This is a genomic window from Rhizobium sp. P28RR-XV (genome assembly GCF_012641385.1).
Taxonomy (GTDB): Bacteria; Pseudomonadota; Alphaproteobacteria; order Rhizobiales; family Rhizobiaceae; genus Rhizobium.
The window spans coordinates 161,688-180,358 of sequence record NZ_JABAIG010000004.1 but is presented as its reverse complement, the minus strand read 5'-3'; the positions used below and the strand labels follow the sequence as shown (position 1 = coordinate 180,358).

At 61.8% G+C, this 18,671-nt stretch carries 24 protein-coding genes; 15 read left to right on the top strand and 9 right to left on the bottom strand.

Annotation, left to right across the window (positions count from 1 at the left end; translation table 11 throughout):
- Positions 1-181: 181 nt before the first annotated feature.
- Positions 182-688 (top strand): GNAT family N-acetyltransferase, encoded by a 507-nt coding sequence (locus tag HGP12_RS10265; RefSeq protein WP_168839910.1) that lies wholly within the window; start codon positions 182-184, stop codon positions 686-688.
- 159 nt (positions 689-847) lie between these two features.
- Complete coding sequence (gene ppa / locus HGP12_RS10260) at positions 848-1,384, top strand: inorganic diphosphatase (RefSeq protein WP_149635932.1); 537 nt, start codon at positions 848-850, stop codon at positions 1,382-1,384.
- Here ppa and HGP12_RS10255 read toward each other — a convergent pair whose 3' ends face one another.
- Positions 1,385-1,702 (bottom strand): DUF167 domain-containing protein, encoded by a 318-nt coding sequence (locus HGP12_RS10255; protein WP_168839911.1) that lies wholly within the window; start codon positions 1,700-1,702, stop codon positions 1,385-1,387.
- Complete coding sequence (locus HGP12_RS10250) at positions 1,699-1,992, bottom strand: YggT family protein (RefSeq protein ID WP_149635930.1); 294 nt, start codon at positions 1,990-1,992, stop codon at positions 1,699-1,701. Before HGP12_RS10250 ends, HGP12_RS10255 begins: the two co-directional genes overlap by 4 nt.
- A 144-nt stretch (positions 1,993-2,136) precedes the next feature.
- Between HGP12_RS10250 and HGP12_RS10245 the strand changes: the two genes are divergently transcribed.
- The gene (locus tag HGP12_RS10245; RefSeq protein WP_168878824.1) at positions 2,137-3,393 is read left to right on the top strand and encodes an MFS transporter; all 1,257 of its coding nucleotides are present in this window, start codon (positions 2,137-2,139) and stop codon (positions 3,391-3,393) included.
- An 8-nt stretch (positions 3,394-3,401) separates the two neighbouring features.
- On the top strand, positions 3,402-4,031 hold the full coding sequence (locus HGP12_RS10240) for a poly-gamma-glutamate hydrolase family protein (RefSeq protein WP_168878738.1): 630 nt from the start codon (positions 3,402-3,404) through the stop codon (positions 4,029-4,031).
- Here the strand turns inward: HGP12_RS10240 and HGP12_RS10235 are convergent.
- The 6 genes from HGP12_RS10235 to hemC all read right to left on the bottom strand — a co-directional run bounded on the left by HGP12_RS10235 (position 4,028) and on the right by hemC (position 9,992).
- On the bottom strand, positions 4,028-4,753 hold the full coding sequence (locus HGP12_RS10235; RefSeq protein WP_409527205.1) for a glutamine amidotransferase: 726 nt from the start codon (positions 4,751-4,753) through the stop codon (positions 4,028-4,030). The genes HGP12_RS10240 and HGP12_RS10235 overlap by 4 nt on opposite strands.
- Positions 4,746-5,231, bottom strand: a complete 486-nt coding sequence (locus HGP12_RS10230; RefSeq protein WP_168839913.1) for a TerB family tellurite resistance protein — start codon at positions 5,229-5,231, stop codon at positions 4,746-4,748. Before HGP12_RS10230 ends, HGP12_RS10235 begins: the two co-directional genes overlap by 8 nt.
- 112 nt (positions 5,232-5,343) lie before the next feature.
- A complete protein-coding gene (locus HGP12_RS10225) occupies positions 5,344-6,951 on the bottom strand; it encodes a heme biosynthesis protein HemY (protein WP_168878736.1) in 1,608 nt (535 codons plus the stop codon).
- A gap of 15 nt (positions 6,952-6,966) precedes the next feature.
- A complete protein-coding gene (locus HGP12_RS10220; RefSeq protein WP_168878735.1) occupies positions 6,967-8,247 on the bottom strand; it encodes a COG4223 family protein in 1,281 nt (426 codons plus the stop codon).
- An 80-nt stretch (positions 8,248-8,327) separates the two neighbouring features.
- A complete protein-coding gene (locus tag HGP12_RS10215; protein ID WP_168878734.1) occupies positions 8,328-9,056 on the bottom strand; it encodes a uroporphyrinogen-III synthase in 729 nt (242 codons plus the stop codon).
- 6 nt (positions 9,057-9,062) lie between these two features.
- Positions 9,063-9,992 (bottom strand): hydroxymethylbilane synthase, encoded by a 930-nt coding sequence (hemC, locus tag HGP12_RS10210; protein ID WP_168878733.1) that lies wholly within the window; start codon positions 9,990-9,992, stop codon positions 9,063-9,065.
- An 84-nt stretch (positions 9,993-10,076) separates the two neighbouring features.
- Here hemC and tsaD point away from each other — a divergent pair, with 84 nt between their 5' ends.
- The 7 genes from tsaD to HGP12_RS10175 all read left to right on the top strand — a co-directional run bounded on the left by tsaD (position 10,077) and on the right by HGP12_RS10175 (position 14,407).
- The gene (gene tsaD, locus HGP12_RS10205; protein WP_168839918.1) at positions 10,077-11,174 is read left to right on the top strand and encodes a tRNA (adenosine(37)-N6)-threonylcarbamoyltransferase complex transferase subunit TsaD; all 1,098 of its coding nucleotides are present in this window, start codon (positions 10,077-10,079) and stop codon (positions 11,172-11,174) included.
- Positions 11,171-12,160 carry an NAD(P)H-dependent glycerol-3-phosphate dehydrogenase gene (locus HGP12_RS10200; protein WP_168839919.1) on the top strand — a complete coding sequence of 330 codons (990 nt, stop codon included), beginning with the start codon at positions 11,171-11,173 and terminating at the stop codon, positions 12,158-12,160. Before tsaD ends, HGP12_RS10200 begins: the two co-directional genes overlap by 4 nt.
- A 52-nt stretch (positions 12,161-12,212) precedes the next feature.
- Complete coding sequence (locus HGP12_RS10195) at positions 12,213-12,512, top strand: hypothetical protein (RefSeq protein ID WP_168840081.1); 300 nt, start codon at positions 12,213-12,215, stop codon at positions 12,510-12,512.
- On the top strand, positions 12,509-12,943 hold the full coding sequence (locus HGP12_RS10190) for a PIN domain-containing protein (protein ID WP_168839920.1): 435 nt from the start codon (positions 12,509-12,511) through the stop codon (positions 12,941-12,943). The genes HGP12_RS10195 and HGP12_RS10190 overlap by 4 nt, the downstream gene beginning before the upstream one ends.
- A 66-nt stretch (positions 12,944-13,009) precedes the next feature.
- Complete coding sequence (locus HGP12_RS10185; protein ID WP_168839921.1) at positions 13,010-13,303, top strand: YciI-like protein; 294 nt, start codon at positions 13,010-13,012, stop codon at positions 13,301-13,303.
- Between the two features lie 3 nt (positions 13,304-13,306).
- A complete protein-coding gene (locus HGP12_RS10180) occupies positions 13,307-13,738 on the top strand; it encodes an EVE domain-containing protein (protein WP_168839922.1) in 432 nt (143 codons plus the stop codon).
- 18 nt (positions 13,739-13,756) lie between these two features.
- Positions 13,757-14,407 carry a class I SAM-dependent methyltransferase gene (locus tag HGP12_RS10175; protein WP_168878732.1) on the top strand — a complete coding sequence of 217 codons (651 nt, stop codon included), beginning with the start codon at positions 13,757-13,759 and terminating at the stop codon, positions 14,405-14,407.
- A gap of 6 nt (positions 14,408-14,413) precedes the next feature.
- On the opposite strand, the gene HGP12_RS10170 is transcribed toward HGP12_RS10175, so the two are convergent.
- Positions 14,414-14,815: a hypothetical protein gene (locus HGP12_RS10170; protein ID WP_168878731.1), complete on the bottom strand. Its 402-nt coding sequence runs from the start codon at positions 14,813-14,815 to the stop codon at positions 14,414-14,416.
- 302 nt (positions 14,816-15,117) lie between these two features.
- Between HGP12_RS10170 and sdhC the strand changes: the two genes are divergently transcribed.
- The 4 genes from sdhC to HGP12_RS10150 all read left to right on the top strand — a co-directional run bounded on the left by sdhC (position 15,118) and on the right by HGP12_RS10150 (position 18,623).
- Positions 15,118-15,516: a succinate dehydrogenase, cytochrome b556 subunit gene (gene sdhC / locus HGP12_RS10165; RefSeq protein ID WP_168839925.1), complete on the top strand. Its 399-nt coding sequence runs from the start codon at positions 15,118-15,120 to the stop codon at positions 15,514-15,516.
- A 65-nt stretch (positions 15,517-15,581) separates the two neighbouring features.
- The gene (sdhD, locus tag HGP12_RS10160; RefSeq protein ID WP_168839926.1) at positions 15,582-15,962 is read left to right on the top strand and encodes a succinate dehydrogenase, hydrophobic membrane anchor protein; all 381 of its coding nucleotides are present in this window, start codon (positions 15,582-15,584) and stop codon (positions 15,960-15,962) included.
- A 7-nt stretch (positions 15,963-15,969) separates the two neighbouring features.
- Entirely contained in the window at positions 15,970-17,826 is a 1,857-nt protein-coding gene (sdhA, locus tag HGP12_RS10155; RefSeq protein ID WP_168878730.1) for a succinate dehydrogenase flavoprotein subunit, read from the top strand.
- 17 nt (positions 17,827-17,843) lie between these two features.
- On the top strand, positions 17,844-18,623 hold the full coding sequence (locus tag HGP12_RS10150; protein WP_075853671.1) for a succinate dehydrogenase iron-sulfur subunit: 780 nt from the start codon (positions 17,844-17,846) through the stop codon (positions 18,621-18,623).
- Positions 18,624-18,671 lie beyond the last annotated feature (48 nt).

Below are 18,671 nucleotides of genomic sequence, written 5' to 3'. Positions count from 1 at the left end.
CATCAGACCCCGGCCATCATGCCGGGGTTTTATTTTGCGTGTTCGATTTTTGAGCCCTTGTCCTAAAGGTTAAAAAGTCGTTAATTTTCGTTAATGATCCACGGATAAAGCCTGTGGGCAAGTTCGCCATCTTTATGAATGAGGATGGTTAATTCGCATTGGTAAGACCAGAGTAGACGTTATGAAGACGTTGTCGATTGATGTTCGGCGGGCAGAACCCCATGATGCCCGGGCCATTTCGGAGGTGCACCGCCAGTCGTGGCAGTACACCTATGCCGGCATCATTCCGCATCGCGCCCTCGGCCAGATGATCGAGCGTCGCGGCGAAAACTGGTGGCGCAAGGCGACCAGCGGTCCGGCAACGCTCTTGGTTCTGGACGTCGCCGGCGAGATCGCGGGCTATGCCACGCTCGGCCTCAACCGGGCTCGTGCGCTGCCGCAGGAAGGCGAAATCTACGAACTCTACCTGCGCCCGCAATATCAGGGGCTGGGCCTGGGGCGCATGCTTTTCGGCGAAGCACGGCGGCTGCTGAAGTCGCTCGGCTGCAAGGGGCTGGTCGTCTGGTGCCTCGAGGAAAATGACAATGCCTACCGCTTCTATCGTGGGCAGGGCGGCGCGGATTTCTGCGAAGGCATCGAAACCTTCGATCACAGGCAGCTGAGAAAGATCGGTTTCGTCTGGCCTTGAGCGGCACCTACAGCGCCGCGCGCCATATATGACGCGCAAAAGGTCGCTATGGCGCTTTAAATTATGCAGCAAATCCGCCTCTTTCCCGATGCGTTGTTGCGTTGCGGGATGAATCCTATTATTTGGCTGGCGGCAACCATCCTTATCTAGGGGACAAGTATGCGTATCGACGCGATTTCCATTGGCAAGAACCCGCCCGAAGACATCAACGTCATCGTTGAAGTGCCGGTCGGCGGTCATCCGATCAAGTACGAAATGGACAAGGAGGCCGGCACGCTGGTCGTCGACCGTTTCCTCTATACGCCGATGACCTATCCGGGCAATTACGGCTTCGTTCCGCACACGCTCTCCGACGACGGCGATCCGATCGACGTTCTGATCGCAAACACCCGTCCGCTGGTGCCGGGCTGCGTCATCAATGTCCGCCCGATCGGCGTGCTGATGATGGAGGACAATTCCGGCAAGGACGAGAAGATCATCGCCGTTCCCTCGCCGAAGCTGACGATGCGCTATGACAAGGTCAAGGAATATACCGACCTGCCCGAGATCACGGTGAAGCAGATCGAGCATTTCTTCGAGCACTACAAGGATCTCGAGCCCGGCAAGTGGGTCAAGATCTTCGGCTGGAAGGGCTCGAAGGAAGCCGGCGAGCTCATTCTCGAAGCGATCGAACGCGCCAAGAACACCAAGGCCTGATCAGCGGCCTTCGGTTACGGCGCAAAGCCTTCCTATCAGATCCTCCGGTTCGCCCTCGATCCGGAGGATTTTTTTGCGCGCTGTGTCGCCACCGACCAAGGCGAGTGAAGATTTGGGGATGCCGAGGCTTTTGGCAAGCAGCACGATCAGTGCCTTGTTGGCCTTGCCCTTTTCCGGCGCGACCGAGACGCGCGCCTTCAAATAGCAATCGCCGTCGCTGCCGGTTTCCAGTCCATCGATCGCGTCACGCCCGCCATTGGGCGTAAGCCGCACGGAAAGCCGGAGATGATCCGGGAAAGCCTGCCAGGGTTTGTTCACCTCAGGAACAAGGGGACGATCGAATTCCACATCAGCGAGCGGATGAAGAAGATGATCAGCAGCAGGATGACCGGCGAGATGTCGATGCCGCCGAGATCCGGCAGGATGCGGCGGATCGGGCGCAGGGCAGGCTCGGTGACAGCATAGAGGAAGTTGCCGACGGAATTGACGAACTGATTGCTCGAGTTGATGACGTTGAATGCATGGAGCCAAGAAAAGATGGCGCTGGCGATCAATATCCAGGTGTAAAGATTCAAAGCAAGATCAATGGTTTGAAATAAGGCGAGCATATCCGTCTCCAAATTCGCGGTTGACAGACATGTAGACATTGGCGACTAAACGGGCAAGTCCCATGCTCCGAAGCATGTTGAATCATGTTTAAAATGGCTGGCGACGGCGTTTACGCCGGCCTTCGCGTCGGAAAGTCTCGTTCCATGTCATTTGCCGCCAGCGGAGACCGGTTTGCCGCCTTCAGGCACGTCGCCTATACCTACTTCTTCTTCGCGCGGTTTCTGACGGCCTTCGCCACCCAGATCGTCAGTGTATCGGTCGGCTGGCAGATGTACGACCGCACCGGCAATCCCGTTTATCTCGGCCTGATCGGCCTCGTGCAGTTCTTGCCCTCCCTGCTCTTGATCCTTGTCACCGGCACGGTGGCCGATCGCTACAACAGGCGAAGGGTTGCCGCGATCTGCATCTTCGTCGGTATGCTCTGCACCGCGGCGCTGCTCTTCCTGACCGTCACAGGCACCTTTGCACCCCTGTTCGTCTTCATGATCCTCGCCGTCTTCGGCGTCGAACGTGCCTTCATGACGCCGGCAATGCAGTCGCTCGCTCCCAATCTCATTCCGCCGCAGGATCTGTCGAATGCGGTGACGTGGAATTCGATGTCCTGGGATGCGGCCGCCATTCTCGGACCCGTCGCGGGCGGCCTGCTCTATGGCGTCAGTGCCGGCGCGTCCTATACCGTCGCCGTCGTTTTCCTGGCCGCCGGCTCGATACTGACCTATCTCATCCCGAAACCGCAACAGCGTGCGGCGCATCAGTCGAAAAGCATGAACGAGATCCTTGCCGGCTTCCGCTTCATCTGGTCGGAAAAAGTGGTGCTTGGCGCGGTCTCGCTCGATCTCTTTGCCGTGCTGCTCGGGGGTGCTGTGGCGCTGATGCCGGTCTATGCGCGCGATATCCTGACGCTTGGACCCTGGGGACTCGGTCTCCTGCGCGCGGCGCCGAGCTTCGGCGCGATCGCCATGGGCCTGTTTCTGGCGACCTATCCCATCCGGCATCGCGCCGGCCTCTATATGTTTGCCGGCGTCGCCATGTTTGGTGTGGGCACGCTGGTCTTTGGCATCTCCTACACGCCATGGCTGTCGATAACGGCGCTTGCCGTCATGGGCGCGTCCGACCTGATCTCGGTCTATGTGCGCGAAACGCTGATTACGCTCTGGACGCCCGATCACGTTCGCGGCCGCGTCAATGCCGTCAACATGGTCTTCGTGGGCGCGTCGAACGAACTCGGCGAATTCCGCGCCGGCACCATGGCACATTATTTCGGCGCGATCCCCGCCGTCGTCATCGGCGGTATCGGCACGCTTGCGGTTGTCGTGCTCTGGGCCACGGGTTTCCCGCAGCTTCGCCAGATCGACAATCTCAACGCGCCCGACCGCGAGGGCGAGCCGCAGCCGGTTTGAGGAGCGCCATGACAAGGCAGCCGGATCGATACCGTTCGTTTTCGGCGCTTGGCGAGCATGAGACCGAGGGGGTCGACTATCGCATCCGCATCGAGGATCGGTCGTCGAATGTGGCCGTCATCGCTCCGCACGGCGGCGTCATAGAGCCGGCGACGTCGCAGATCGCTCTTGCGATCGCTGGTGCGAGCCTTTCCCTCTACTGCTTCGAAGGACTTGACGCGGTGAGGCTCCATCACGAGCTGCATGTCACCTCCGACAACTTCGACGAGCCAGCGGCCGGCAGCCTTTTGACCAAGTCATCGGTCGTCGTCGCCATCCATGGCCGGGCGGATCGGGACGATCCGGAGACGAGCTGGGTCGGTGGCCTCGAGCTCTCGTTGCGTAATCGGATTGCGGAGGCATTATGCCGGAATGGTTTTGCTGCGGTCGTAAGAGCGAAAGGGGAGGCGCTCGCCGGAACGTCCGCCGGCAATATCTGCAATCGCGGCAAGCGGCGTGCCGGCGTGCAGATCGAGATCCCGAGAGGCGTGAGAGATGCCCTCATGGCGGATGCGGAAAAGCTGAAGCGGTATGCGGGAGCGGTTCGCCAGGCGATCGATGAATTCGACTATGCGCTTTCGTCAGGCGAGGATCTTTAGGCCGCCATCGCCTGCTTGCCCTCGAAGACGAGATCGAGGAATTCCGACAGCCAGGCCTTGAGCGCGGCGTCGAAGATCATGCGGCCTTCCAGATGCTCGCGGCCCTGCTGGGCGTTCGGCATGCAGAAGCGATGTTCGCCGTGCACGACCCAGCGCTGCATCATGGCGCGGGTGAGTTCGGCATGGAATTGCAGGCCCCAGGCATTGGCACCATAGCGATAGGCCTGGTTGGGATAGGTCTCGGCCGTTGCCAGCAGGTCGGCGCCATGCGGCAGCTCGAAGCCTTCGCGATGAAAATGATAGACCATCTGCGGCCAGCGCATCAGCAGGCGGCCCTTTTCCGTCGGCTGCAGAGCATACCAGCCGATTTCGGTCTTGCCGTCGTCGCGGGCCTTGACCTTGGCGCCGAGATGGCGGGCGAGCAGTTGCGCGCCGAGGCAGATGCCGAGATAGGGGCGGTTCTCCTTGAGGGGAACCTTCAGCCAATCGGTCTCGGCCCTGATGAACTCATCCGGGTCGTTGGCGCTCATCGGGCCGCCGAAGACCACGGCGCCGGCATGGGCCTCAAGTGTGGAAGGCAGCAGATCGCCGAGGACCGGGTGGCGGATATCGAGATCGTAGCCTTTCTCCAGCAGCATCTGGCCGACGCGGCCGGGGCTGGAGCGCTCCTGATGCAAAACGATCAATATCGGCCGGCCGGCGCTCCTCGACGCTTCAATCATCATTGCCTGTCTCCACCCTGGAACCGGGTGCGCGTGCGGCTGCTTCCTGGCGCTTCATGATGCGCTCGCGGTCGGAAATGCCCATGAGGTCGGCGATGCGCCAGATGGCGTGGTCTTCCATCTCGCTGCGCTCGCCATCGGCATAGACGATATCCCAGAGTATGCCGAGCAATTCCAGCCGCTGGGTGCCGTCGAGATGACGCTTCAGATCCGAGGTGAAGCGATAATAATCGACGGCCTCGCTTTCGGCTTCCTTGCCGGCGGCGATCAGCGCGTCGAGCTGGCGGCCATCGAGACCATATTGGTCCTTCAGGAGCTTGCGCAGCCTTTTCTTCTCGCTGTTCTCGATCTTGCCGTCCGCCTCCATGACCTGGATGCAGAGCGCCGCGACCGCAACGCGCGGGTCATCGGGAGCAAAGCCGGATCTGGGGTGGTCCTGGGTCAGGTTATGAAGAAATTCCTGAAAGCGTTCAAACATCCGTTTCCATTCTCAAAGCAGGGCGAGCAAGGTGCTTGGGTCACCATGCTCCATCGTTTTGTCCTCACGCAATTCCAGACGCAGAACCGCTGCGCACTTTGCTGGAATTGCTCTAAAACAACTTGAGCCGTGTCTTGGGTTCCGGTTCAAGTTTGCGATCCTTGACGCCCGGATCGTCCGGCGCACCGCCGAAGAAAGGCCGCGGTTCCGCATCCTGCTGCGCCGGTTGCGGCGCTGCTCCGGGTGCGCCCGGCGCGGGCTTCGCCACGGCGGGCTCCAATTCCATGACATATGTATCGCGCGCCGGCGATGCAACTTTCGGTGAACTTGGCTTTTCCGCCGAGGTTGCGGAAGCAGCCTCGCGTACCGGTGGGAGCGACTTCAGCGCCGCATCCACCGAAACAGTCGAACCCTCTTCCACCGGCCCCTCGATCTGGCCAAAGGGCGCTTTCCATTCGAAGGCGTCGAGACGCCCTGTGACCGGCGACAGCGGCAGCCATTTTTCCGAGGCGAAACCATCGGCAACCCAGGCCGGATCGCGCGGTGCGCGCAATGCCTGCGCCATCCAATGCCGGACGCGGCCCTGATCGCCGGTTTCGGCTTCTTCAATATCGGCCAGAAGCAGGAAGGCGCCTTCGCGCGCATCGATCCGCGCGGCTGCTTCCGCCTTGGCGCGGGCCTTGCCGAAATCGCGGGCATCCATCGCCGCCTTCGCGGTCAGCAGCAGCGCTTCGACATTGTTCGGGCGGATGGCTTCCAGCCGTTCGGCGCGCTTCAGGCGGTCGGTGACGGAATCGCCGCTGCGGGCTCGTACATAGGCTCTGCCGATTTCGGGATGCGGATGTGCCTTCCAGACCTGCTCGAGGGTGGAGGCGGCCTTGCGCACCTTGTCCTCGCGGAAGAGCGCCTTGGCGGCGATCAGCGCCGCGGGCACGAAATCGTCCACGAGCTTGAGTGCCGCCAGCGCATCGTCGCGCGCGCCGGCCGGATCGCTCTCCAGCCTGTCGTCGGCGCGAGCCGTCAGCAGAACGGCGCGTTGACGGTTGGCCGTGGTCTTGTCGACGACATGGGCAGCCTTCTGCTGGTCCAGCAGCTTGATGGCATCGTCCCATCGGCCGGCCTGGCTGCGATATTCCAGTGTGGCCTGCGCCGCCCAGGGCAGGTAGGGGGCCTGATCGGCCGCCTTTTCGGCATATTGCCGCGCCGCTTCATGCGCGCCGAGGCGGTTGGCTTCGAGATAGAGGCCGCGCAGCCCGAGTTCGCGCGTTTCGGGGTCATTGGCCATCAGCTCGAATTTCTGCCGGGCCTCGTCATGCTTGCCTTCGATCAATGCTGCCTGCGCTTCAAGCAGATTGATGAGCGGTTCCTGATCGGCGCGAATGAGGCCGCGGGTACGGGCCGCCATCTTGCGGGCGAGCAGCGAATTGCCGGCGCCGGCGGCGATCAGGCCTGTCGAAAGCGCCTGATAGCCGCGATCGCGTTTGCGGGCGCGGAAATAGCGGGTGACGGAGTGCGGCGAAGTCCAGATCAGCCGCACGAACCACCAGAGGATCATCACGGCCGAGACAAGCGCGATGAGGATCGCGGCGGCGACGATCAGCTTGGTCTGGTAAAGCTGGCCTCCCCAAACCAATGACAGATCGCCGGGACGATCCGCCAGCCAGGAAAAACCATAGCCGAGAGCCAGGACGAGAATGGCGAAGATAAGCAGTCTGATCATTGCTGCGCTCCGTCCTTAGTTCTGTTTCCCGGTATTGGCGATCGCCTTTGACAAGGCGTCGCTCACCAGATCCTCGACGCGGATGCGGGCCTCCAGCGATTGCTTGAAGGCGGCGGAAGCCGATTTTGCCGCATCGGGCAAGCTGTTCCACTCGGTGACTGCGCCAGGCAGATCACCGTTCCGAACCTTGTCCTCGAAGCGGGCGGCGATGGCATCGATGCCGTCGCCGGGGACATTGCCGACTGGGCGAACCTGGACCAGCGATTTGGCGCCCGACATTAGGCGGCTGCTCCAGCTTTGGTTCGGATCGTCGGTCTGCGTCGTCGCAACGATTGCGGTTGCGACATCGGAAACCTGACGGATCAGGTCGGCGCGGGAGGGAACTCCGGTCTGGGCGAAGTTCTTGAGATCGGCGACGGCCGGATCATCCGGCGCGACGTTGGCGAAGGTGTCGAGCTCGGGCTGGAAGGGGCCGCCGCGATCGATCGCCGCCTTCAAGGCAGCCGCGGCGATGGCGCGGGCAACGGCGCTTTCCTGGCTCGGTCCGCTCAGCTTCTTTTCAGCGTCGTCGAGGCGCTTGCTGACCTCCGCATCGGAGGTGGCCTGGCTCTGGGTTGCCTTGCTGAGATCCGCCTTCAGCTGCTCGACTTCACCAGTCAGCGAGGCGATCTTCTGATTGGATGCCGTGCCCGCGGCTTCGCCCGATCCCGCCGTCGAGGTGCCATTGGCGGCACTCGTCTCAAGCGCCGCGACGCGGGCTGCAAGGGTCTCGTCAGGCTTGGCCGCCGGCGCGGCCGCGAGATTGGCGATGCTCTGCTTGAGGCCGTCGATCTCCGCATTCAATGCGACCATATCAGCGGAACTCTCCTTGGCGGCGCGGCCGCCGGGTAGGAGGCCGGCATATTGCAATGCGCCGGCGCCGATGAGGGCAATTAAGCCGCCGACGATGCCGGCTGCGATGAGGCCCGAGGTCGAGCCTTCGCGAGACTGCGGGCGTTCGAGGTGGGGTGAGCGTTCGGCATCGGAAGACGCAGGATTTTCCTGTCGTGCCATCGTCGCTTGAGGCTCTTCGGGCGCAGGAGCTGCGGCCGGCTCCTGAAATTCCTCGCGCAGCGGCTCCTTGTCCGTTTCGAGCGGCATTTCCACTTCATTGGCGGAGGAGGTGCCGATTTCATCGTGGCTGCTCTCCGTCACGTCTTCGGGAGCTGCGTCCTGCGCTGTTTTTTCGGCTTCCAGATCGATAGTGACCGGTTCGTCGTTGGGCTTCGAATGGTTAGGCGGTTTTCGCGATACCATGAGGTCCTCTTTATCATGCGCTGCAACGAAGTTAGACAGACAAGACGATTATGGAAAGGCCTTAGATCAAAATTGCGGCGTTACTCATGGGCCACAAGCGCCAGAAGTCGGTCTTCATTCGGCGTGTCGGCGATATCGGCCCGAAAATGTGTCCGCGCCGGAATAGCCTCGGCGATGGCCTCGCTCAGGCAGAGGAATCGGGTCTCGGCAAAGGCTTCGGAATTTTCCCGGATGAAGGGCAGGTCGAAAAAGCGCTGCGCCGTTTGATGGGAGTAAAGCAGAACGGCATCGGCGCGGGCGTCTGTAAAAAGTCGGCGAAGAACGGCACTATCGGGAGCGATGTCTCGCATCCGATAGCATTCCACGGTGAAGAACGGCAGGCGCAACTCCGTCAATCCGGCTTCGAAACCGGGCGCACGAGGGGAGCCGGCCAGGTAGAGGAGGGGGACCCCGCCAAGGCTGTTCGGATGGCCCGATATCAAGTCGGCAAGCTCGGCACCGCCACCTTCGGACATGGCGATATTGCTGAAGCCGAGATCAGCCGCCTCGTTGGCGGTCGCCTTTCCCACAGCAAAGAGGGAGCGACTGAGATGCGGCGCCAGATCGGGGCCTAGTGGTGCAAGCGCCCGGATTGCTTCGGCGCTGGTGACGGCGATGGCGCCCTGCGTGCTCAGGAGCGCGCGCCCCGCTTCTTCTGTATGGTGAACAGGCTCCGCGAGCGGCAGCAGGAAGGCTTCGTGCCCCATCTGCGTCAGTCGCCGCACAGTGCGTTCACCCGAATGCCGGGGGCGGGTGACGACGACGCGCATCTTTCGTCAGGTCCAGTCTTCGAAGAAGGTGCTGCCGGCCTCGGCGCGGATCGCCTGGCCGGCGTTGACGCCGAGCGCCTCGGCATCGCGGCGGTGACCTTCGATGGTGGTCGTGTGCACCTGCTTGCCATCCGGGGTGAGGATCATGCCGAAGAAACGCAGATGATCGCCTTCGCAAATTGCGTAGCCGGCTATCGGCGTGCGGCAGGAACCGTCAAGCGCGGCCAGGAAGGCGCGTTCGCAGGATACGGCGTCGAAGGTCAGCCCGTCATTGACGGCGGCGAGCAGGTCGTTCATCCTGATATCGTCGATCCGGCTCTCGATGGCAATCGCGCCTTGCGCGGGCGCGGGCGGAAATTCATCGGGGTCGAGAATATCGGTGATGACCTCGACCATGCCGAGCCGCTTCAGGCCGGCGAGCGCCAGCAAGGTCGCGTCGGCCTGTCCCTCTTCCAATTTGCGCAGGCGCGTCTGCACCGAGCCGCGAAAGGTAATGACGTTGATATCCGGCCGCAGGCGTCGGATCAGCGCCTGACGGCGCAGCGATGCCGAGCCGACGGTTGCGCCATGCGGCAGCTCGATCAATCTCGGCGCGGTGCGGCCGATGACGGAATCGCGAATGTCCTCGCGCGGCAGGTAGGCATTGAGCGCCAAGCCTTGCGGCAGCTTCGTCGCCATGTCCTTGGCCGAATGCACGGCGAAATCGAGCTCGCCCGAGGTCAGCTTCTCTTCCAGCTCTTCCGTGAACAGGCCCTTGCCCCCGATTGCCGCCAGCGAGCGGTCGGTGATGCGGTCGCCCTTGGTGGTGAGCACGACGATTTCGAACATCTCCTCCGGAAGGCCATGGGCCGCCATCAAGCGGTCGCGTGCTTCTCGCGCCTGGGCAAGCGCCAGCGGGCTGCCGCGCGTGCCGATCCGGAAAGGTTTTGTTTGCATCCGCTTTGATCCGTTGTTACCGACAGTTCCCGTAACCATATTTCCGCTTTACCGCAATCGACCTATAGGCAACGAACAATCTCAATGGCATCCGTTCTTCGTATTCTCGGCATCGAAACAAGCTGCGACGAAACCGCCGCGGCCATTGTCGAGCGCCGGGATGACGGCACGCCGACGGTCTGTTCCGATGTCGTCCTCAGCCAGTTGGACGAGCATAGCGCCTATGGCGGCGTCGTGCCGGAAATTGCCGCGCGGGCGCATGTCGAGGCGCTCGATACGCTGATCGACGAGGCATTGAAACGCGCCAATGTGTCGCTCTCAGACGTCGATGCCATTGCCGCCACGTCCGGCCCGGGCCTTATCGGCGGCCTGCTCGTCGGATTGATGACTGGCAAGGCGATCTCGCGCGCCACCGGCAAGCCATTATACGCCATCAACCATCTGGAAGGCCATGCCCTGACGGCGCGGCTGACCGACGGGCTCGCTTTTCCCTATCTCATGCTCCTCGTTTCCGGCGGCCATACGCAGTTGATCCTGGTGCGCGGTGTCGGCAAATACGAGCGCTGGGGCACGACCATCGACGATGCTCTCGGCGAAGCCTTCGACAAGACGGCCAAGCTGTTGGGATTACCCTATCCCGGTGGCCCGGCCGTGGAGGCAGCCGCGAAAAACGGCAATCCGGATCGCTTCGATCTCCCGCGACCGCTGGTCGGCGAAGCGCGCCTCGATTTTTCCTTTTCCGGTCTGAAGACGGCCGTGCGACAGGCGGCAACGGCGATCGCGCCGGTCACGGAGCAGGATATCGCCGATATCTGTGCCTCCTTCCAGAAGGCGATCTCGCGCACCTTGAAGGACCGGATCGGCCGTGGCCTGCAGCGCTTCAAGACGGAATTCCCGAAGACCGAGGAAAAGCCGTCGCTTGTCGTGGCGGGCGGCGTCGCCGCCAATCTCGAGCTGCGCCGCACGCTGCAGGAGCTTTGCGATGCCAACGGCTTCCGCTTCATCGCGCCGCCATTGAGATTGTGTACGGACAATGCGGTCATGATCGCCTGGGCAGGCCTGGAGCGCATGGCGACGGGTGCGGCCCCTGACGATCTCGACGTGCAGCCACGTTCGCGCTGGCCGCTGGATCAGAAGGCGGAAACTCTGCTCGGACACGGCAAACGAGGAGCGAAGGCATGAGCGGCAATGAGCGGATCGCAGTCATCGGCGCCGGCGCTTTCGGCACGGCGCTCGCAGCCGTCATCGCATTGACCGGCCGCAGCGAGGTCACCCTCGTCGGGCGGAAAGCCGGTTTGATGGCGGATCTCGCCGCCGATCGCATGCATGATGCCGTGCTGCCCGGGATCGAGCTGCCGGATTCGTTGCAGTTTTCGGCCGAGGCGGATGCCGTTTCCAATGCCGGCATCGTCCTTTTCGCCATGCCCTCGCAGGCGCAGGCCGACGCCGCCCGCCATTATGGCCCGTATCTTGCCAAGGATGCCGTCGTCGTCACCTGTGCCAAGGGTATCGACAAGGTTTCCGGCGATCTGCTGACCGACATGCTGGAGCGGGAATTATCGCAGCATGCCATCGCCGTTCTCTCCGGGCCCGGCTTTGCCGCCGATATCGCCAGGGGGCTGCCGACAGCCATGGCGATTGCCGCTGCCGACATCGCCGTTGCCGAAAGGCTTGCGCAGGCGATTTCCGGCCCGACTTTTCGTCTCTATGCATCGAATGACCGCATTGGCGTGCAGCTCGGCGGTGCCTTGAAGAATGTTCTCGCCATCGCCTGCGGCATCGTCGAGGGCCGGGGCATCGGCGATTCCGCGCGGGCGGCGCTGATCAGCCGCGGCCTTGCCGAGATGTCGCGCTTCGTCGCGGCCAAGGGCGGCAAGGCTGAAACCGTGCGCGGCCTTTCAGGCCTCGGGGATCTCGTGCTGACAGCCACCAGCCATCAATCCCGCAACCTGCGATTCGGCATCGCGCTCGGTGAAGGCAAGGCTGCCGATCCGACGCACGGCGCGCTGGTCGAAGGCGCCTATGCGGCTTCCATCGCCGCACGGCTCGCCCACGAAGTCGGCATCGACATGCCGATTACCGACGCGGTATCCGCCATCATCGACGGCAAGCTCGACATAGCCACAGCCATCGGGCAATTAATGACGCGGCCGATCACCACGGAATAACTTGAATATCAACGGTGCTCTGGATATATTACTGGATATATAGGAGGCCATGATGACCAGCTCGCAAAAACGCGCAATCCAGAACTATCGTTCCCGCCTCGGCGAGCGCGGTCTGGCGCGATTCGAGGTGTTGGGGCTTGATGAGGATAAGGCGCTCCTTCGATCGCTGGCACGGCATTTGGCAGAGGATGGTGCCGAAGCGGCCCGCATTCGTGATGTCGTTACTAAGACGATCTCGAAAGAGCCTTCAAAAAAGGGCGGTGTCATTGCTGCGCTTAGAAGTTTTCCTCTCGAAGATGCTGAACTGGATCTCGAACGGCTGCGGACCGAGCCGCGTGAGATCGATTTGTGACTCGCTACTTGCTGGATACCAACATTGTTAGCAATGCGATCAAGCCGGAGCCTTCGCGGGCGCTTCTGGCATGGTATGCGGAGCAAGCGGATGATGATTTATTTGTTCCATCTCTCGTGGTGGCCGAGATTCGACGCGGTATTTTGATCATGCCGATGGGTCGCAGGCGCAGTTTGCTGGAAGCATGGTTTTCAAGCCCTGCAGGGCCGCAGGTAGTATTTGCCGGCCGAATCCTTCCTTTTGACGAGCGCGCTGGATTGGTCTGGGCACAACTCATGGCCGAAGGGCGGTCGATTGGGCGCCCAAGAAACGCCTTTGATATGATTATCGCCTCTATAGCGGTCGTGAATGATTGTGTTTTGGCCACGGACAACGAAAAAGACTTTTGGGGTCTGGATATCATCAATCCCCTTCGCGCAGAAACAAGATGACCTGCCGCCAGTAAGGCTTTATCCATCGCCATCCATAGATTTCGATTTTCTTAGGAGAATGAAAACATGCTGTTTGCCTTTGTCTGCAAGGACAAGCCCGGTCATCTGAATGTGCGCATGGAGACGCGCCCGGCGCATCTGGAGCATCTGAACAAGCTCAATGCCGAAGGGACGCTGAAGATGGCGGGTCCTTTCCTGGACGCCGAAGGCAAGCCGAACGGCAGCCTCGTGGTCGTCAATGCCGAGAGCGTCGAGGCGGCGAAGGTGATTGCCGATGCCGATCCCTATACGAAGGCCGGCCTGTTCGAGAGCGTCGAAATCAAGCCGTTCAACTGGGTCTTCAACAATCCGGAGGCATGAGATATGGCGCACTGGCTTTATAAATCCGAGCCGTCCTCCTGGTCCTGGCAGCAGCAGAAGGAAGCGGCGGCAAAAGGCACCGAGTGGACCGGCGTGCGCAACTATCTCGCCCGCAACAACATGCGGGCCATGCAGATCGGCGACAAGGGCTTCTTCTACCATTCCAATGACGGGCTCGAGGTCGTCGGCATCGTCGAGGTCTGCGCGCTGGCGCATCCCGATTCGACCGCCAAGGACGATCCGCGCTGGGAATGCGTCGACATCCGCGCCGTCCGTGACATGCCGAATCCGGTGACCCTCAAGGACATCAAGGCCAATCCGAAGCTTTCGCAGATGGCGCTCGTCACCTCCATGCGGCTTTCGGTGCAGCCGGTGACGGATGAGGAATGGCTCGAAGTCTGCCGCATGGGCGGTCTGGACAATCCGCCGGTCTGATTCGGTGGGTAGGGCTCATTGAAAACCGATCCGGAAAGCTTCATCCGCGCCAATACCAGCCTGATGGCGCCGCCGCATGTGCCGGAAATCCGGCTGCATCTTGCGAGCGAGGCGCATGAGCTATGGTTGAAGACGGAAGAGGAGCTGGAGGAGATCGGCCTGCCGCCGCCCTTGTGGGCCTTTGCCTGGGCGGGCGGCCAGGGTCTGGCGCGCTACATTCTCAATCACCCGGAGACCGTTGCCGGCAAGACCGTGCTCGATTTTGCCAGCGGCTCGGGGCTTGTCGCCATTGCGGCCAAGCGCGCGGGCGCAAGCCAGGTGCTTGCCGTCGATATCGATCCCTGGGCGGGAACGGCGATCCGGCTCAATGCCGTTGAAAATGGCGTCGCTCTGGATTTCAATGGCGATGACATCATCGGCCGCACCGTGGATGCGGACGTCATCCTTGCCGGCGATGTCTTCTATGATCGCGATTTTGCCGCGGGCGTCGTTCCCTGGCTGCGTGGACTGGCCGGTGAGGGGAGGCTGGTTCTGGTCGGCGATCCCGGCAGGGCCTATCTTCCCAAGGACCATCTGGAGGCGCAGGCAACCTATCAAGTGCCGGTGACGCGGGCGCTGGAGGATAGCGAGGTCAAGAAGACGACCGTCTGGCGATTTCTTGCCGGTTAAAGACCGTTAGTGCCTGATAACGCAGACGCCCGCTTCATATGAGCAGGGATTGCCGGCATAGCGGACATCGATGACTTTCGCCTTCGGCCTCAGCTGTGTCGTGGCGGGATGTGCGTAGGGATTGTAGCCGCCATAGCCCAACACATAGGTTCCGCCATTGGCCTGGTAGACATCCGCCGTGCCGGCATAGGTGCCGGCGCTTGCCGCCTCATGTCGTTCCATGAAAATGATTCTGTCCGGTTGCTGCTGCATGGCACGCTGCGGCGTCGAAATCTCGGGCAGGCGCACGATGCCGGAGCGATCGTGGTGATGCCAGTGGCGATAGTCGCCCGCCGATGCCGGCGCGAAGGGAAGAGCTGCTGCTGCCGCCAAAACGAGCGCTGCTGCCTTGAAAAGATGCGGCTTCATGATTCGCCCCGCTTCGGTCGGTTAATGAAATCTTAACGGCAGATTGCCCCAAGACCGCAGCCAAGTCCACGTCTGGGTTGCCGAAATGGTAAACGGCGCGGAATGGGAGGCTCGTCTCTGCATGCTCGCTAAAGTGCAGAGGCATCCGAATCGATTAAATTCAAAGCAGACATCAATTGTGCTTGTCGATAGGCGTCCGGGTGATTAATGGTCGCAATGATGCAACGCACACTGCATGTCCCTGTGCGCGCGTTGCCCCGGAGATCCGGGTTCTAAGCGTATCGTAACGCCGCGAGGTTCTGATGGCGAACGTCACACAAAACCGGCCCTTGTCGCCGCATCTGCAAATCTACAAACCCATTCCCACCATGGTCATGTCGATCGTCCACCGCATCACCGGCGGCGCGCTCTACTTCGGCACGCTGCTGGTCGCCTGGTGGCTGATCGCCGCCGCGACCGGCCAGGGCTATTTCGAGCTGGTCAACTGGATCATGGGCACGATCATCGGCCGCATCATCCTGCTCGGCTACACCTGGGCGCTGCTGCACCATATGATCGGCGGTCTGCGCCATTTCGTCTGGGACCTCGGGCATGGTTTCGATCCCGCCGTCTCGACCAGGATGGCCAAGGCCACGCTCGTCGCCTCGATCTGTCTGACCGCGCTGGTCTGGATCGTCGGCACCGTCATCCGGCTGGGTTGATTGGCATGATCGTTCCCGGAAGCGCTCGGATGCCTTTCGGGATCATGCTTTAAAGGATATTTCTCATGGATATGCGCACTCCTCTGGGCAAAGTCCGCGGTCTCGGTTCCGCCAAGGAAGGCACCGATCATTTCTGGCGCCAGCGCCTGACCGCCGTTGCCAACGTTCCCCTGTTTCTCTTCTTCGTCATCTTCCTGATGATCTATGCCGGCGCGCCTTACGCAGAAGTCGTGCACGCGATCTCCAACCCGATCGTTGCCGTCATTTTCGGTCTAATGGTGATTTCCGGCGTCATTCACATGAAGCTCGGCATGCAGGTCATCATCGAGGACTATGTCCACGGCGAATTCGGCAAGATCGTCCTTCTCATGCTCAACACGTTCTTCGCGATCGTGGTGGCGGGGCTCTGTCTTTTCGCCATTCTGAAGATCGCGTTCGTAGGATAATTGTATCATGGCACCGAACTCTTCTGCTCAGAATGGGCCCGCTCAGAACGGGAAAGCCTATAAGTATATCGATCACTCCTATGACGTGATCGTCGTCGGCGCCGGCGGCGCCGGCCTGCGCGCCACGCTCGGCATGGCCGAGCAGGGCTTCCGCACCGCCTGCATCACGAAGGTCTTCCCCACCCGTTCGCACACCGTCGCCGCCCAGGGCGGCATTGCCGCCTCGCTGCAGAACATGACGCCGGACAGCTGGCAGTGGCACCTCTACGACACCGTCAAGGGCTCCGACTGGCTCGGCGACGTCGATGCCATGCAGTACATGGTCATGGAAGCGCCGAAGGCCGTCTACGAGCTCGAGCATTACGGCGTGCCCTTCTCGCGCAACGAAGAGGGCAAGATCTATCAGCGGCCATTCGGCGGCCATATGCAGAATTTCGGCGACGGGCCGCCGGTGCAGCGCACCTGCGCGGCCGCGGACCGTACCGGCCACGCCATTCTGCACACGCTTTACGGCCAGTCGCTGCGCAACAATGCCGAATTCTTCATCGAGTATTTCGCGCTCGATCTCATCATGTCCGATGACGGCAGCCGCTGCACCGGCGTCGTTGCTTGGTGCCTTGACGACGGCACGATCCATCGCTTCGCCGCCAAGATGGTGGTGCTGGCGACCGGCGGCTATGGCCGCGCCTATTTCTCGGCGACCTCGGCCCATACCTGCACCGGCGACGGCGGCGGCATGGTTGCCCGCGCCGGCCTGCCGCTGCAGGACATGGAATTCGTTCAGTTCCATCCGACCGGCATCTACGGTTCGGGCTGCCTGATCACCGAAGGCGCGCGCGGCGAAGGCGGCTATCTCGTCAATTCCGAGGGCGAGCGCTTCATGGAGCGTTATGCTCCTTCGGCGAAGGACCTTGCCTCGCGCGACGTCGTTTCGCGCTGCATGACGCTGGAAATCCGCGAAGGCCGCGGCGTCGGCAAGAACAAGGACCATATTTTCCTGCATCTCGACCATCTCGATCCGGCGGTGCTGCATGAGCGCCTTCCCGGTATTTCCGAGAGCGCCCGCATCTTCGCCGGCGTCGACGTGACCCGCGATCCGATCCCGGTTCTGCCGACGGTTCATTACAATATGGGCGGCATTCCCACCAACTACTGGGGCGAGGTGCTCAACGCCGACAGCAACAATCCCGAGCGCGTGCTGCCGGGCCTGATGGCCGTCGGCGAAGCAGGCTGCGCGTCGGTGCATGGCGCCAACCGCCTCGGCTCGAACTCACTGATCGACCTTGTGGTCTTCGGCCGCGCCGCCGCCATCCGCGCCGGCCAGGTCATCGACCGCGTCGGACCGGTTCCGCCGGTCAATGTCGCCGCCTGCGACAAGATCATGGAACGCTTCGATCGCCTGCGTCACGCCAGCGGCTCGACGCCGACGGCAGCGCTGCGCGAGAAGATGCAGCGCGCCATGCAGGAAGACGCCGCCGTGTTCCGCACCCAGGAATCGTTGGAATCCGGCTGCCGCCGCCTTTCGGAGATCTGGAAGGAAATGGCCGACATCAAGGTCACCGACCGCTCGCTGATCTGGAATTCCGACCTCGTCGAAACGCTGGAACTGCACAATCTGATGGCCAACGCCATCACGACGATCTACGGCGCCGAGGCCCGCAAGGAAAGCCGCGGCTCGCATGCCCGCGAGGATTATACCGAGGGTAAGTTCGCCGGCCGCGACGACGATAACTGGCGCAAGCACACGCTTGCCTGGGTCAACGATGCGGGTGACGTGAAGCTCGACTATCGTCCCGTTCACACCGACCTGATCGCCGAAGGTATCGATCCGCACAAGATCGAGCCGAAGGCACGCGTGTACTGATCTGAGAGGAACTGACCATGGTTGAACTCGCTCTGCCCAAGAACTCTCAGATGCGCGAAGGCAAGGTCTGGCCGAAGCCGGTCGGCGCCAAGAACACGCGCGAATTCCGCGTCTATCGCTGGAGCCCGGATGACGGCCAGAACCCGAGCATCGATACCTACTATATCGATGTCGACGATTGCGGCCCGATGGTGCTCGACGGCCTGCTCTACATCAAGAACAAGATCGATCCGACGCTGACGTTGCGCCGCTCCTGTCGCGAAGGCATTTGCGGCTCTTGCGCCATGAACATCGACGGCACCAACACGCTCGCCTGCACCAAGGGTCTCGACGAGATCAAGGGCACGGTGAAAATCTATCCGCTGCCGCATATGCCCGTCGTCAAGGACCTCGTGCCGGATCTGACGAACTTCTACGCCCAGCACCGCTCGATCGAGCCGTGGCTGAAGACGGTGTCGCCGCCGCCGGCCAAGGAATGGAAGCAGAGCCATGAGGATCGCCTGAAGCTCGACGGTCTCTATGAATGCATTCTCTGCGCCTGCTGCTCGACCTCCTGTCCGAGCTATTGGTGGAATGGCGACCGCTATCTCGGTCCCGCCGTCCTGCTGCAGGCCTATCGCTGGCTGATCGACTCCAGAGACGAGGCCAAGGGCGAGCGTCTCGACAATCTCGAGGATCCCTTCCGCCTCTATCGTTGCCACACGATCATGAACTGCGCCCAGACCTGCCCGAAGGGTCTGAACCCGGCCAAGGCAATCGCCGAAATCAAGAAGATGATGGTCGAGCGGCGGGTTTAAGCCCGCCGTTTCCGGCCATTTGACCGCGAACGAGGAGAAAATGCTTCG

Excerpts from the sequence above, each read along its gene's own strand:
- HGP12_RS10150 (WP_075853671.1), top strand. The coding sequence starts at position 17,844 with ATGGTTGAACTCGCTCTGCCCAAGAACTCTCAGATGCGCGAAGGCAAG.
- HGP12_RS10170 (WP_168878731.1), bottom strand. The coding sequence starts at position 14,815 with ATGAAGCCGCATCTTTTCAAGGCAGCAGCGCTCGTTTTGGCGGCAGCA.
- HGP12_RS10180 (WP_168839922.1), top strand. The coding sequence starts at position 13,307 with ATGGCGCACTGGCTTTATAAATCCGAGCCGTCCTCCTGGTCCTGGCAG.
- HGP12_RS10265 (WP_168839910.1), top strand. The coding sequence starts at position 182 with ATGAAGACGTTGTCGATTGATGTTCGGCGGGCAGAACCCCATGATGCC.
- sdhA (WP_168878730.1), top strand. The coding sequence starts at position 15,970 with ATGGCACCGAACTCTTCTGCTCAGAATGGGCCCGCTCAGAACGGGAAA.
- hemC (WP_168878733.1), bottom strand. The coding sequence starts at position 9,992 with ATGCAAACAAAACCTTTCCGGATCGGCACGCGCGGCAGCCCGCTGGCG.
- HGP12_RS10250 (WP_149635930.1), bottom strand. The coding sequence starts at position 1,992 with ATGCTCGCCTTATTTCAAACCATTGATCTTGCTTTGAATCTTTACACC.
- HGP12_RS10235 (WP_409527205.1), bottom strand. The coding sequence starts at position 4,753 with ATGATTGAAGCGTCGAGGAGCGCCGGCCGGCCGATATTGATCGTTTTG.
- HGP12_RS10185 (WP_168839921.1), top strand. The coding sequence starts at position 13,010 with ATGCTGTTTGCCTTTGTCTGCAAGGACAAGCCCGGTCATCTGAATGTG.
- HGP12_RS10215 (WP_168878734.1), bottom strand. The coding sequence starts at position 9,056 with ATGCGCGTCGTCGTCACCCGCCCCCGGCATTCGGGTGAACGCACTGTG.
- HGP12_RS10200 (WP_168839919.1), top strand. The coding sequence starts at position 11,171 with ATGAGCGGCAATGAGCGGATCGCAGTCATCGGCGCCGGCGCTTTCGGC.
- HGP12_RS10245 (WP_168878824.1), top strand. The coding sequence starts at position 2,137 with ATGTCATTTGCCGCCAGCGGAGACCGGTTTGCCGCCTTCAGGCACGTC.
- sdhC (WP_168839925.1), top strand. The coding sequence starts at position 15,118 with ATGGCGAACGTCACACAAAACCGGCCCTTGTCGCCGCATCTGCAAATC.
- ppa (WP_149635932.1), top strand. The coding sequence starts at position 848 with ATGCGTATCGACGCGATTTCCATTGGCAAGAACCCGCCCGAAGACATC.
- sdhD (WP_168839926.1), top strand. The coding sequence starts at position 15,582 with ATGGATATGCGCACTCCTCTGGGCAAAGTCCGCGGTCTCGGTTCCGCC.
- HGP12_RS10230 (WP_168839913.1), bottom strand. The coding sequence starts at position 5,231 with ATGTTTGAACGCTTTCAGGAATTTCTTCATAACCTGACCCAGGACCAC.
- HGP12_RS10225 (WP_168878736.1), bottom strand. The coding sequence starts at position 6,951 with ATGATCAGACTGCTTATCTTCGCCATTCTCGTCCTGGCTCTCGGCTAT.
- tsaD (WP_168839918.1), top strand. The coding sequence starts at position 10,077 with ATGGCATCCGTTCTTCGTATTCTCGGCATCGAAACAAGCTGCGACGAA.
- HGP12_RS10240 (WP_168878738.1), top strand. The coding sequence starts at position 3,402 with ATGACAAGGCAGCCGGATCGATACCGTTCGTTTTCGGCGCTTGGCGAG.
- HGP12_RS10220 (WP_168878735.1), bottom strand. The coding sequence starts at position 8,247 with ATGGTATCGCGAAAACCGCCTAACCATTCGAAGCCCAACGACGAACCG.
- HGP12_RS10195 (WP_168840081.1), top strand. The coding sequence starts at position 12,213 with ATGACCAGCTCGCAAAAACGCGCAATCCAGAACTATCGTTCCCGCCTC.